General features: G+C 41.7%; 14 protein-coding genes and 1 tRNA gene. 7 read left to right on the plus strand and 8 right to left on the minus strand.

Annotated elements, in window-relative coordinates:
- From PLL47_RS05630 to PLL47_RS05640, 3 genes are all read right to left on the minus strand, one after another.
- A complete protein-coding gene (locus PLL47_RS05630) occupies nt 1-615 on the minus strand; it encodes a hypothetical protein (protein WP_324445226.1) in 615 nt (204 codons plus the stop codon).
- A gap of 88 nt (nt 616-703) precedes the next feature.
- Nucleotides 704-1,600, minus strand: coding sequence for a hypothetical protein (locus PLL47_RS05635; protein WP_324445227.1), 897 nt, complete (start codon nt 1,598-1,600; stop codon nt 704-706).
- A 62-nt stretch (nt 1,601-1,662) separates the two neighbouring features.
- Nucleotides 1,663-1,899 (minus strand): hypothetical protein, encoded by a 237-nt coding sequence (locus PLL47_RS05640; RefSeq protein ID WP_324445228.1) that lies wholly within the window; start codon nt 1,897-1,899, stop codon nt 1,663-1,665.
- Nucleotides 1,900-2,489: 590 nt separating this feature from the next.
- Between PLL47_RS05640 and PLL47_RS05645 the strand changes: the two genes are divergently transcribed.
- The 4 genes from PLL47_RS05645 (at nt 2,490) to PLL47_RS05660 (ending at nt 4,065) form a co-directional block, all read left to right on the plus strand.
- Nucleotides 2,490-2,561 (plus strand) — tRNA-Cys (locus PLL47_RS05645).
- A gap of 245 nt (nt 2,562-2,806) precedes the next feature.
- Nucleotides 2,807-3,535 (plus strand): hypothetical protein, encoded by a 729-nt coding sequence (locus PLL47_RS05650; protein ID WP_324445229.1) that lies wholly within the window; start codon nt 2,807-2,809, stop codon nt 3,533-3,535.
- Nucleotides 3,536-3,820, plus strand: coding sequence for a metallophosphoesterase (locus PLL47_RS05655; protein ID WP_324445230.1), 285 nt, complete (start codon nt 3,536-3,538; stop codon nt 3,818-3,820).
- A 17-nt stretch (nt 3,821-3,837) separates the two neighbouring features.
- Entirely contained in the window at nt 3,838-4,065 is a 228-nt protein-coding gene (locus tag PLL47_RS05660; RefSeq protein ID WP_324445231.1) for a hypothetical protein, read from the plus strand.
- 79 nt (nt 4,066-4,144) lie between these two features.
- Here PLL47_RS05660 and PLL47_RS05665 read toward each other — a convergent pair whose 3' ends face one another.
- Entirely contained in the window at nt 4,145-5,719 is a 1,575-nt protein-coding gene (locus PLL47_RS05665; protein WP_324445232.1) for a serine hydrolase domain-containing protein, read from the minus strand.
- A 182-nt stretch (nt 5,720-5,901) separates the two neighbouring features.
- On the opposite strand from PLL47_RS05665, the gene PLL47_RS05670 reads away from it, so the two are divergent.
- Both PLL47_RS05670 and PLL47_RS05675 read left to right on the plus strand, forming a co-directional pair.
- Nucleotides 5,902-6,756 (plus strand): MerR family transcriptional regulator, encoded by an 855-nt coding sequence (locus PLL47_RS05670; protein WP_324445233.1) that lies wholly within the window; start codon nt 5,902-5,904, stop codon nt 6,754-6,756.
- A gap of 713 nt (nt 6,757-7,469) precedes the next feature.
- Nucleotides 7,470-8,957, plus strand: coding sequence for a beta-propeller fold lactonase family protein (locus PLL47_RS05675; RefSeq protein WP_324445234.1), 1,488 nt, complete (start codon nt 7,470-7,472; stop codon nt 8,955-8,957).
- A gap of 156 nt (nt 8,958-9,113) precedes the next feature.
- On the opposite strand, the gene PLL47_RS05680 is transcribed toward PLL47_RS05675, so the two are convergent.
- From PLL47_RS05680 to PLL47_RS05695, 4 genes are all read right to left on the minus strand, one after another.
- Entirely contained in the window at nt 9,114-9,413 is a 300-nt protein-coding gene (locus PLL47_RS05680; protein WP_324445235.1) for an ArsR/SmtB family transcription factor, read from the minus strand.
- A 70-nt stretch (nt 9,414-9,483) separates the two neighbouring features.
- Nucleotides 9,484-9,699 (minus strand): hypothetical protein, encoded by a 216-nt coding sequence (locus PLL47_RS05685; RefSeq protein ID WP_324445236.1) that lies wholly within the window; start codon nt 9,697-9,699, stop codon nt 9,484-9,486.
- Nucleotides 9,700-9,995: 296 nt separating this feature from the next.
- Nucleotides 9,996-10,454: a hypothetical protein gene (locus PLL47_RS05690; protein ID WP_324445237.1), complete on the minus strand. Its 459-nt coding sequence runs from the start codon at nt 10,452-10,454 to the stop codon at nt 9,996-9,998.
- Nucleotides 10,455-10,593: 139 nt separating this feature from the next.
- The gene (locus PLL47_RS05695) at nt 10,594-11,256 is read right to left on the minus strand and encodes a hypothetical protein (protein ID WP_324445238.1); all 663 of its coding nucleotides are present in this window, start codon (nt 11,254-11,256) and stop codon (nt 10,594-10,596) included.
- Nucleotides 11,257-11,500: 244 nt separating this feature from the next.
- On the opposite strand from PLL47_RS05695, the gene PLL47_RS05700 reads away from it, so the two are divergent.
- Nucleotides 11,501-12,316 carry an alkaline phosphatase family protein gene (locus PLL47_RS05700; RefSeq protein ID WP_324445239.1) on the plus strand — a complete coding sequence of 272 codons (816 nt, stop codon included), beginning with the start codon at nt 11,501-11,503 and terminating at the stop codon, nt 12,314-12,316.
- Nucleotides 12,317-12,323 lie beyond the last annotated feature (7 nt).

Consider the following 12,323-nt stretch of genomic DNA (forward strand, 5'->3'; position numbering starts at 1 on the left):
CTATGGGGACAAACCTGAATTTTTGCTTGTGGTTACTCCTGGCAGCTTTAACAAGAGCCGCCGGGTAAACCCTACCATTAAGGACGTACTTGAAGCATAAAAACTGTGGAATTGCTCCAGCAGGTTTAGAAATGCAGAAATGCTGGTGATAAATAAATCGTAATTGGAGCGGATCATCAGGATCTCGCCTAACGAGAAGACGGCTTTATTGTGCATCACATTCTTCATGTCTTCAAACTGATGCATCAGGAACCGAATCCCCATTGTTTTCGTTTTCTCAGTGGACGGGCAGGGTTCGAAATTGTATACCCCTTTTTCGCCCACCTGCGACAGTTCAGCCACCAGACGCTGCAGATAGCCAAGCAGTTCTTCCCGATTCTGAGACTCATTCGTAGCCGTGTTTACCTCCTGGATCAGCTTTACTGCCCGGGTTTTCATGACGTTTATGAGCCCGGAATCCGCAAAAGGCTGCTGCAGTAGTTCACCAAGCTCGGAAACAAACTCTTCAAAATGGTTGCCCAGTTTGCTACCGGGCTCAAAAAACCCTGCATACTTCTTGATGTGCCCGAGGAGGGATTCCAGAGTTGCATAATTTAAAGCATTCCTGGCCGACAATGTCTCTCAATAGGTCTTTGCCTCCTGAACTCCGTATTTGCCACAGTAGGCTGCAGCCAGCTGTTGATGCAGTTCCTGCAATTTCGCCTTACGGCGCGCCTGCTCGGCCAGCATTTTGACCTGAAAATTGAAGTTGATCCCTTTGTCTACCTGCAAAAGGTCCTGTGTGCTTAATTTGAGCTGCGCTGTTCCTGAAAACACCTTCAGGTAGTACAGGCGAGGCTGGAAAAGCAGTTGGAGCGCTTTTAATCCGCAGCTCACGATCCATTTCAGATGCCGTTTTTTCTTCATCCACGGTATAAGGGATAACAGACAGGATTCTGAATGAATTATTTAGCCGACCGAAAATAGTGAAGAGCTCGTCGGAGATTGTCTGCAGTTCGTCTTTTATGTACTTACTTTCCTTTGCCGTAATAGTGAGTCCTTTTATCTCCGGTTCCGTAGTCCGAACGGTATGGTAAAAGCTGAATTCTTCCAGGATACGGTTCGGAATCGTAAAATCGACACACTTCCCGCCTAAATCCTGGGAAAACGATGAGCTGCGAACCAGATCGTCCGCATCAGGTAGCATCGGAGTTCCCCCGCCTGACAATGCCTCACCGGGCAAGTCCGATAAATCCGCTACCAGGATGAGGTCTCTGGGAATCTTCTTGTCATCCAGGGTTATCGGGATGGGTGTACCCTCAAGTCCTGCAATAAGTCCATAAGCCCGTTCGTGAGTCCTGTTATCCACCCGCCCAAAGAAATAGCCCCCACGATCTGTCTGTGCAGAGAAGATCGGGTGATAGCTTTGACTGCCTGCTGAAGCATCAGGATCATCACTTGCCATGATGACGATCTGAATGCCGGCAGCTTTCTTTTCTCCAGAAATATCAATTACCCTGCCAGCAACCTTTTGGCAGGCATCAAGGACCGGGCTTGATTCATTGAATTGAATCACCCTGGGGTCCACGTTGCAGGACCAGGGGCTGTGTGTTATCTTCATTGTTTTCAGGTAAAATAGCTGCATTCAGACTGCCAAAACTGTAAATTTGAGTGCCCAGTTGCTCACCATCCGGTGCGAACACTTGCGATCGTGACTGACTTTCCGCCCAGAAGCTCCTGGTTGGGCAGGAAAAAACGGAAAGCTCCGTTTCTTTCGACATCAACGCGATCCTTGCTGTAGATCGAGTTTCCGCTGATCTCCTGAATGTAGCTTACTTTCAAAAAATGACCCAGATAATCGTCCGTAATAAGCCTGTTATCTGTTGGTTTCAAAAAACCGTTGACGCTGACTCTATTCATACTCTATTCATCCCCACTATTTCGAGCCCCTTAAAAGGGATTTTCTATTCTTACCCCAGAGCTACTCTTTTTACTGAACAGGTAAAAAGCAACCCCTGTAATTACCTCCCTAAATTTTCAAGTACCTCCAATGGCAACTAAATTATATAACTAATGTTCATGTGTCTTCGGTTAAGTGAGGAATCATGACAAATTGCGTCAATTCCCTCAACATTTGTCAAATATTTGATTTTATGTAGGTAGGAGCAAGGCATCGATTTCATGTAAATTTACCAAAATTTAAGATAGGCTTATTATGCAAAATCGATAGCTTTCGGGCAAGAAAATTCCTTAACCGATGACCAATGAACTAATGTTAGGATATAAAATACTTATGAAAAGTATTCAAGGACTTTTTACTATTTTCTGGTCTTCCGAGTTTACTCAAAGTTATGCAAAATAGTGAAATTTTAATTAAGTGAAATAAGTATTTTTTAACAGCAAGAGGCACAAATCAAGAGAAAAATCAGTGACGATGACTATATTTAATACAATTCCCTGTCAATCTAAAGATTTATATATTTTGAACACTCTATTTGATAATGCAGACTGCCAAGGTGGCGGAGCGGTCACGCAATCGCCAGCAGAGCGATTCAGTCCTGGTTCAAATCCGGACCTTGGCTTCTTATAATTTATAAACAACATTTTCTTTTCTTTCGAATAAATCTTTTATTCTCTGCCTTTTTGAGGTTATTTCACTTTTATCTCTGGTTCTCTAAAAATACAGGTAATGCTCCTCCAGTTTCTATCTTATTATGCCAGAAACAACTCTACAAATTTAGTTTATAAAAAAAGAGTTATCTTCTCATGGGGTATATCTTAATATAATCTTAAAAAGGCTAGATAACTGAAACTGGTCATTGATACTTTGAGCAAAGATATCAAATACATAGAATTTCCTGCAGGCACAGACAGGACGTATCTGGACAATGTTTGTTACGAGATGGACAGGGGAACAGATACACTGACAATAAGCCTGGAAGGAAATTTTTACAAATCTCTTAAAAAAAGAACTCCTGACCCTGTCAACAGACTGGGTTCAGGAACGGTCAATGTTCTAAAAATATCTGCAATGTCTTTGTCCATTTTCCTGTTTTTTCTGCTGGTCCTCAAAATAATACAGAAAGAGGCCGACTCTCTTTTATCGCTGTTCTTGCTCTCTGCAAGCATGATATGTTTCGTTGTTGCCTCAAATTTGTATGAAATAGAGAGTTACCGCAATATTTTCCGATGCAATAAATGCGGCAGAGATTTTGCCTGCGATGAAACTAAAAAGCCTCTTATCAAAATGGTAAGCAGTTACGATAGATATGAAAAAACAATAACAAGCTACTTGAAGTGCAGGTACTGCAACGACGAGCGTATAAAGATTGAAATAGCCCACAGAAATTCGAAATCCAGATCAAAGAACACAAATAAAAACAGAAAAACCTGTAAAGGATGTGGAAAGGAGTTCAGCTTGATAGAATACAGAAATCCTGACGCACACCTGGTGCATTACAATATTTTCAGGACAATAAAGCACTATAAATGCACACATTGCGAGTATATGGAAATCAGCATAAGGGATTATTATGTCACCATAAATAGAATTTAAATGAAAATCTACTGCGCATCTGATTTTCACATTGGTTACCAGGATGCAAATTATCCGAAAATAAAAGAGTTTTTTGAGCTGGTGAAAGCAAATGCAGGCGAGCTGATCCTCTGTGGGGATGTCCTGGATTTATGGCGCTGTCCCATTGAAACTATCGAAAGCCAGGAACCTATGAAAAGTACTTACGAAGCATTACTAAAATTGGCAGAGGAAGTTCCCACCAGGATCGTCTGGGGAAACCATGACTATAAGCTGTGGAAAAAAGTAAAAGTCCCCATGCATTAATTAAAACTCCTTTTGAATTGAAAATTGAAGACAGTAATTATCGCCTGAGAATAGAGAAAATCCATGAGAAAGCAAAAGAGTTCATCAACAAAGAAGGGTTGGATTACCTTATTATGGGCCATACCCATGAGCCGGTAGGAGATGACGGTAAGCTCTTTGACTGTGGGGATATGATTGACAGCCTTACCTACGTAATAATTGAAAATGGGAAGCCCAGGCTTGAAAAGATGCCTGGTGGTGATTAAAAAAGAACTGAAACGCAGATGTCAGGTGGGTAGGTTTTAACCTGTTCGTTGTTGCATCTTTTTCTTTGTTAAATACATTTTAGCTGCTGCCTTCAACCCTCCCGCCAAATTCTACATCTCCATACCATGCAGGATCCTGCAACAGTATGGTCACCTGATCATCCTGAAAAGTATGAGTTACCTTATAGTGATTTACATTTGCGACCTCATCAACATCAGCAACAAAAACGTTGTCTGATTCCCAAGATCCTTTCCCTGCCGCAGGGAGACCGTATTCTCCGGGAGAGAATCTGGAGACATTATCCAGCCCCAGAAGAAACTCTAACGTCTGATTTTCCGGCAGCCCCAATCTGAATAAAGCTTCTCCTTTTTCCTCATCAAAAGTTAAAGAGAGAGACTGAAGGTCCAGAGGATTGGAATCGAGAACGTATGTTTTGCCATCTATTTTTTTCGCCATCTCAGGCAGAGACTTCACAGGTTCAGGCTCAGGAGGCTCTGCAGCGGCATTTATATTTTCTTGAAGCCTTTCATAGGCTGCTGGATTTTCCGGAAGGGGCTGATCTGACTGCAGAGCAGCAACAAGGAAAGGAGCAACCTCATCCGATTCAAAGCCACCACCAGTGATTACTACTATGAGATCTTTTTCAGGTACTACAGTTATTAGTTGAGTCCCACGCCCTCTTGCCTCATAACGTGCAGGAAGATCATCGATTGGAACCCACCACTGGTAACCATATCCATCACCCTCGCCATCCTCAGTAATAACCTGTGTTTGTGTAGACTTTGCCACCCATTCTGCCGGAACTATCTGTTTCCCATCCCAGGTCCCATTATTAAGATAGAGGTATCCGAGTTTGGCCATATCGTGAGGAGTCAAATGCAGATCACCCCAGCCGTGGTTATTCCCCTGTGGATCATAAGGCCAGATGACATTGGAGATGCCGAGAGGCTTAAAGAGAGTTTTGTTGGCGTAAGCCTGTTCGCTCATTCCAGTAGTTTCAGTGATGATCCCTGAGAGGAGGTGGGAATTGGGGCTGCAGTAGACGAAGCGGGTGCCAGGTTCTTCTGCCATGGGAAGGTCAAGCGTAAACTGGATCCAGTCAGGGCTATCTTCCATTTGCTCCAGAGTAACTTCGTAAGGCTCGTTAACGCATTCAAAACCCGATCTCATGGTAAGAAGATCTTCCAGAGTCATTGCCTTTTTATTTGCATCAACATTCGCAACAGTTCGATCAGGGAAAAACTCAAGGACTGGTTGATCGACACCTGCAATGTATCCTTCGGAAATTGCGATACCTATCAGGGTCCCTGTAAAACTTTTGGTAACGGAAGCGACATCGTGTACTGAATTATTGGAAAAAGGATAGAAGTAGGCATCAGTCACGATGTATCCATTACGTATAATCAACAGGCTGTGGATGTTAATGTCATTTTCCTTGACGTAATCCAGTAATTCAGCCAATTTTTCCGAATCCATCCCCTGCTGCTCAGGCGTTGATGTCCTCCAGCTTTCGGCAGGCCAGTATGTAGCGGACTCATTGACTGAAGCCGATTCGTTGCCTGAATCAGGAGTCTCAACACAACCAGAGGCTGTGAGCAGAACAACTAAAAACACAAGTAATCCGATAAATTTTGAATTTTCTGTACCCCTCATTACTTTTACCCCAGATTACCCGATATTTGACCTTTTCCCAAAAAATAGAGACAATTTACCCTGATTTTTAGATAATATGTTTTCTGTAATATATAATACATTTTACATAAAAACCCAAACCTTTCCCCGGGGAAAAGTAAGGCAGTTTATCTAACTTCAGAACTATTAACGGGTTGAGCAAGATGTCAGTAGATCAGATCCCAATCGGAAAATTCTCCCTTATGACCCGCCTCTCCCAGAAAGCTCTCAGGCTCTATGACAGTAAAGGGCTGCTCGTTCCGGAAGTAAAAGATTCTTTTACAGGTTACCGTTACTACACGGTTCCTCAGATCGAGCAGGGAATGAAGATCAAGACCTTTACTTTTCTGGGATTTTCCCTTGAGGAGATTTCCATGCTTCTGGATGCAGAAAGCGAAGGAAATTATGAGTTTATTGAGACCTGTTTCAGGAAGAGGCTTGAGGAAGTCCGGCTGGAGGTAGGGCAGCTGCAAAGGATCGAGGGCATTTTGCAGGGCGCCTGCAAACATAGTGGAAAAGTTACGGAGATATTCAATATGTCAGTTACAGAACCCGTTATCAAAGAAATTCCCGAGCTGCGGGTATTGAGCAAGCGTGAAAAAGGGAACTTTGTAGCAACTATAGGAAAGCTAATAGGTGAAATCTGTGCATGCGTCAGCAGCCCTGAAAACCAGAGGAACCGAATAAGAATTACAGGTCCGATTATGTTCCTCTGCCACGATGAGGAATATAAAGAAACAGGTGCGGATATAGAGATCGCACTTCCGGTTTCAGGAAGGGTCTCAGTGGAAGATTCTAAGATGGAAATAAAGACACTGCCATCTATAAGAGCTGTTTCCGTTATCTATCGGGGTCCCTATTCTGGAGTTGAAGCAGCCTATAAGAAGATTTTCTCATACACGGAAGAAAATAAGCTGGGGACTTTTATGCCGAGCAGGGAAATGTACTTTAATGACCCTGCTGAAGTACCTGAAGAAGAACTCATGACCGAAGTTCAGGTTCAGATAAAGGAAAGGTAATTTATTCGTTGCTCCAGATTTTTGGAGCAGTTCTTTTTTTGCCCGGTGTGCAGGAAATTTAGTTCTGAGTCCTCAAAATTAAGAAAGGGACTACGGAAGAGTACTGTCCAAATATTAATCTCCTGTAATCTGTTGCTACGATACTTGTTTAAAAAGTGCATTATAAGTATCAAAGTTAAGAGATAAATAATATTTATGGCGAGAAAAAGCCCGATTTTCATGAAATGTATGTAGTTATGGAACTCAGTTGTTGATTTGTCGAATTTATTTTTATTAAAGTCGATGTGAAATTGTTAAAGTCGATATGAACATTAAACCTCCCTTTTGATTGAATGGACATGTAAAATTTATTTTTGGTTAATGTCAAGAATGAAAGTTTGTGAAGATAATCTTTATTTCAGATATATCTGCGGAAACCTGGCGATATGATTTAAGACTTTTATTATTACAAAATTAGTACTTATATTTCTATAAATATTATATCTTGTAGAATAATAAGGTTTTACTGATTCAATTTGACACTACTTTCACTGAATATACAAAAAGAGTACGAAATTTTGATAAGTACAGAATTTTGCCAACAATATCTTTTTTTAGAAATTAATTCAGATGATTGATTGGTAAAATAATATTATGCGGTGAATCTGTCGAAGGAAAGGATCAAGAACCGGACCTGAATCGAATCAAATTGAGAAAGAGTCTGGGGGGTATCAATGGGAAAACAAACATCTGGCATAACACAAAAGATACTTTGTGTTTTCACATTAATTTTTGTAATATCAGCAATAACCGTAGCAGTAAGCGCAGTAAAAGGAGAAACACAGGGTGAAAACGCAACAAAACAAGAAGATAATGTAACAGAACCAGAAAATAATGTAACGGAACCAGAAAATAATGTAACGGAACCAGAAAATAATGTAACAGAACCAGAAAATAATGTAACAGAACCAGAAAATAATGTAACAGAACCAGAAAACAATGTAACAGAACCAGAAAATAACCTGACAGAACTCGAAAAGAACTTAACACTACCAGAGATTAACATAACAGACCCAGAAACCAATGAGATTATACCAGTTTCCCTGGTACCACCAACAATAGGGACCAATAATGAGATTTCTGTATTTAACGAGCCCACAAACACTACTTCCACAGTGAATGTAGGTCCTGATGCTGGAGGAGTTGCAGTCAGCCCTGATGGGACAAACGTGTATGTAACAAATGTTAACGACAATACTGTTTCTGTAATTGACTCAGTTACAAACAACATTGTAGCCACAGTCGATGTCGGCGAGTATCCTGCAGGAATTGCAGTCAACCCGGATGGAACATACGTGTATGTGACGAATATTATCAGCAATACTGTCACCATAATAAACACGATTACAAACAACGTTGTAGCCACAGTCGATGTCGGCGAGTCCCCTGCAGGAATTGCGGTGAGCCCGGATGGAACACATGTGTACGTGACGAATGTTGTCAGCAACACTGTCACCATAATAAACACGATTACAAACAACGTTGTAGCCACAGTCGATGTCGGCGAATGTCCTTCCGGAATTGCAGTCAACCCGGATGGAACATACGTGTACGTGACGAATATTATCAGCAATACTGTCACCATAATAAACACGATTACAAACAACGTTGTAGCCACAGTCGATGTCGGCGAGTCTCCTGCAGGAATTGCGGTGAGCCCGGATGGAACATATGTTTATGTGACGAATGTTGTCAGCAACACTGTCACTATAATAAACACGGTTACAAACACTGTTATAGCCACGGTTGATGTTGGCAAATATCCCGCCAGAATTGAAGCCGTGGGAACATACGTATATGTGACGAATATAATCAGCAATACTGTAACTATAATTAACACAATTACAAACACTGTAATAGCCACGGTGCCTGCGGGAAGTGCTCCTGCTCCTGCTGGAAAATGCATATGTCCTCTTCCAATAATAAAACCCCGCCCTGTTGCAAACTTCAGCAGCAATGTCATTCTATCGGTGCAGTTTAAAGACCTCTCGAAAAATGCAACCAAATGGTACTGGGACTTTGGAGATGGAACATATTCAACAGAACGGAATCCTCTACACATATACAAAAAAGCAGGGAACTACACAGTTAAACTAAAAGCAATCAATAAATACGGTACAAGTTCAAAAACCGCCATAGTCAGGGTCTGTACTGGCAGGTAATGGAAAAACATCATTTAATGGATCAAATAAAAGGTATAAGTAAAGTTACCGGGGCGTTAAACATATTTTTTGTTATTGCCCCGGGAGTGAAGAGGGTCAAAGTAACCTGACTTTTATATAAGGGATAAAGTACCCTCTCATTTTTTTCAAAGTCGTTTATCTTTTTTCAAAGATTTTGTTAAGATCAGCCATCCCCAGGGAAACCTCAAACTCTTTAAGCCTGAAAAATTTCTTTGCCCGCATGTCGTCATCTTCGAGCCGCAGGTCACTTTCAACAAATCCGGCTTTTTCAAGGCGCTTCAAATGCAGGTTCACGACCTGCCTTGAGAGGTCCAGATCCTTGGCGAGTTCGTACACATATCTCTCCCTTTCGGCAAGCAGGTAGAGAAGCTTTAATCGGATCGGATGGGAGAGGGCCTCGCCTATGTCCACAATCTGTTGAAGTGATTTTGTCATCCGGTATACCTTCGCATTTTAGGAGTAAAGACCTGAAATATTCCTTAAACTTCTCTTCCCGTATTAAAGTTTAGATTTCTTCCAGTTTGGACTTTATTTCTTCCACTGTTTTTTTAATATCTTCAATATCCTTTTCGATTTTCACAAGCCTTTCATTGTCTGTGGATGCCGTATGTCCCGACCTGTTCAGAAGCACCACAACTGCCCCCACAATGACAAGGATGATGATGATGTTCAGTAAAAACCCCCACACAGAACCATACATGCCAAAACCCATACCGTTCAAAATATACACCTCGTAGAAAGTCAGATTTTTCCCGATTAATCCTCTTTTCCTGATTTATCTTTTTTCTTATTCCGTATTTTTGTCATTATTTTATCCTTTATTTTTTCCTTAGCTAATGATTTCAACCATAAATATAAAAAATACCCGGTAAAATGGGTCTTTGGAAAATATGCCGAAACTCCAGGACTTCGTTTTATAAAAGATCTTACTGTTTAATTCCCGTTAACTCACTGTTTAACTCACTGTTTATATGAGCCCGCGGAATGAAATCAGAGAGCAGAGAAAAAAGTTATGGCTCAGTTGCCATAAGCTCTGCAGAAACCTGATCCACGGGCAAACCTGCCGCCTGTCTGACATCCTGCAGGAACGTCATACCCGGTATATACTTCACCGGTGACTGCGTCGATTCTTGCCTGCGTATAGGCTCCGTTCTCATCCTTATAGGAAACAATCCACCAGCGGTTCATCTGATAGATATCGTCTTTGGAGACATTTTCATCAATTTCAGCCTTTGCGATTTCAAAAGCTTCATCTATGGTTTCAACTTCAAGTTCTACGCTTCCGTCTGCGTTGTAGTAAGGACAGAAAGCATAATTGCCTGTACCAGAATCTGTATATCTGGCAGCCCACCTGTGCATGGATCCAGAGCCGTATCTTATTCCTGTATCATCCGACGCAACTGCACTGGCAACTGCTGCTCCAAAAGCCCCTATCATCAGTGTGACCAGGAGAATTGCAATTATATTTTTCTTCATTTTTTCACCTTCGATTCTGCTTTTTTTTTCGGTTTATACTATTAGACACTACATTCACCATATGTAGTGTTTACACTACATATGTAGTTCTCAAGGAGATATATAACTTATGGTCACTACTGCTGTTTTTGCCCAAAATTCAGCTGTACTTCTCATTTAACCATCCGATAAGAGGCGGGATCCAGCAGAGATTTGCGGCAATGGTCTCAAGTGCCGTGAAGGTCTGCGTTGTAGGGCTGAAACCCAGAATTCTTGCTCCAAGCAGTCCGAGCGGGACAAGTATGATTACAAAAAGGCTTGCCAGCATGACCGGATGGTGGACATATCTGAAAAATCCGGCTTTCCACGAACCTTCAGCTCGTTTGAGGAAGAGCATACCTGAAATATTGGCTCCTATCTGGTCGCTGAGTGCATAGAAATATGGTATGTAAAATCCCTCAACTCCATAAACATCGACTCCTGCAAGCCGGCTCCCGAGGTCAATTGCCCAGGGAAAGGCAAGCCCTAAGAACTTTCCCCAGCCGTAGGCTTCTGCCATGCTTCCCTCAGCCTTTCGAAGGCGCTGGCGTATGGAAAAAATCCCTTCAAAAATGCTCTCCCCTTCTCCTGCAAGAGTCCTGACAAGCCACTGTCCCACCGGGCTTCGCTGATATCCCTGAAAGTCCAGAAAAACCCCTGCAAGAAGCCCTAAAATGTATCCCGGGATTGTATACTTTATAAGTTCTGAAAACTCCTCCCCTTCTTCAGGAACTTCTTCCTCAGAAGATTCCTCTTCAGAAAACTTCTCATTTTCCACACTCATCCTATTCGACCCTCTAACTCATAATCCAGTTAAGAATACTTTTTGACTGCCTTATGCTTAAAAAGCAGTAAAAAATGAATTAAAAATGGAAAAAGTATATCTGGCAGTACTTGTTTAGGCTTTTGGCTTTTAATATTTTTTTGACTTCATTTTTGTACTGTGATTTCATTTTTGGCTTTTTTCATGATTCTTCAGCCCGGGAAACTAATATAAACAGTCGTGCCAGATAATATAAAGGAGAATCATGAAAGCCCTGGAATGCAGTACCATTGACATTGCACCTACAATTTCGAGATTATTGAAAGTTCCTATGGTTCCACCTTCGGGAAAGCCAATTCCTGAGGTCGAAAATTATGCAGGGGAAAAAGGCTGTAAAAGGGCGGTAATCATAGTTATTGACAGCCTTGGCTACTCTCTTTACTGGCACCTTTCTACGGTAATGAAAAACCTGCAAGGAATTGCTGAAAAAGGCTTGCTTTTCAAATGCCGGTCTCCGGCGACTATAACGTCGCCTGCAATTGCTTCGATATTTACTGGTTATCTTCCAGAAGAGCATAATATCTACTCGACCGCTGACATTTATGCTGAGAGAGCAAAGGACTCTGAAAATCCAAAGCTAAGAAGTATTATGGAATGGGCTTACAGGGCAGGAATGAAGGCATCGGCTGTAATAGAAAAGGAAGGAGCAGAGAGTTTCAGAGGAAGAATAAAAGACTTTTACGGAGTTCCTGATTCCGAAGACATACTTGATTATGACTGCAAGATAACAGACTATGCTTTACATGCTCTGAAAGAAAAGCCTGATATCCTTGCCGTACACCTGAGGGCCCTTGACCGTTATTCCCACAGGGCAGAGACCTGGAAAGAAATGAAGAAAGCTGCAAAGGCTATCGATAAAAACCTCGAAGAGATTTTTCAGAATGCAGAAAAGGGTACTATATTCTTTATCTGCGGAGATCATGCAGTCCACGGCGGCAAAAAATGGCTGAAAAACGCTACACATGAAGAAATCAAAAATCATGAGAATAATTATGTTGCCCTTATTGTGGGCTGCTGTTGATAATCCT

Origin of the sequence: Methanosarcina sp. (genome assembly GCF_035390745.1) — an archaeon.
Classification (GTDB): domain Archaea; phylum Halobacteriota; class Methanosarcinia; order Methanosarcinales; family Methanosarcinaceae; genus Methanosarcina.

What these genes read in the sequence shown, in the direction of transcription:
- PLL47_RS05690 (WP_324445237.1), bottom strand. Translation starts at nt 10,454, where the DNA reads ATGAAGAAAAATATAATTGCAATTCTCCTGGTCACACTGATGATAGGG.
- PLL47_RS05655 (WP_324445230.1), top strand. Translation starts at nt 3,536, where the DNA reads ATGAAAATCTACTGCGCATCTGATTTTCACATTGGTTACCAGGATGCA.
- PLL47_RS05640 (WP_324445228.1), bottom strand. Translation starts at nt 1,899, where the DNA reads ATGAATAGAGTCAGCGTCAACGGTTTTTTGAAACCAACAGATAACAGG.
- PLL47_RS05665 (WP_324445232.1), bottom strand. Translation starts at nt 5,719, where the DNA reads ATGAGGGGTACAGAAAATTCAAAATTTATCGGATTACTTGTGTTTTTA.
- PLL47_RS05680 (WP_324445235.1), bottom strand. Translation starts at nt 9,413, where the DNA reads ATGACAAAATCACTTCAACAGATTGTGGACATAGGCGAGGCCCTCTCC.
- PLL47_RS05700 (WP_324445239.1), top strand. Translation starts at nt 11,501, where the DNA reads ATGAAAGCCCTGGAATGCAGTACCATTGACATTGCACCTACAATTTCG.
- PLL47_RS05670 (WP_324445233.1), top strand. Translation starts at nt 5,902, where the DNA reads ATGTCAGTAGATCAGATCCCAATCGGAAAATTCTCCCTTATGACCCGC.
- PLL47_RS05675 (WP_324445234.1), top strand. Translation starts at nt 7,470, where the DNA reads ATGGGAAAACAAACATCTGGCATAACACAAAAGATACTTTGTGTTTTC.
- PLL47_RS05635 (WP_324445227.1), bottom strand. Translation starts at nt 1,600, where the DNA reads ATGAAGATAACACACAGCCCCTGGTCCTGCAACGTGGACCCCAGGGTG.
- PLL47_RS05695 (WP_324445238.1), bottom strand. Translation starts at nt 11,256, where the DNA reads ATGAGTGTGGAAAATGAGAAGTTTTCTGAAGAGGAATCTTCTGAGGAA.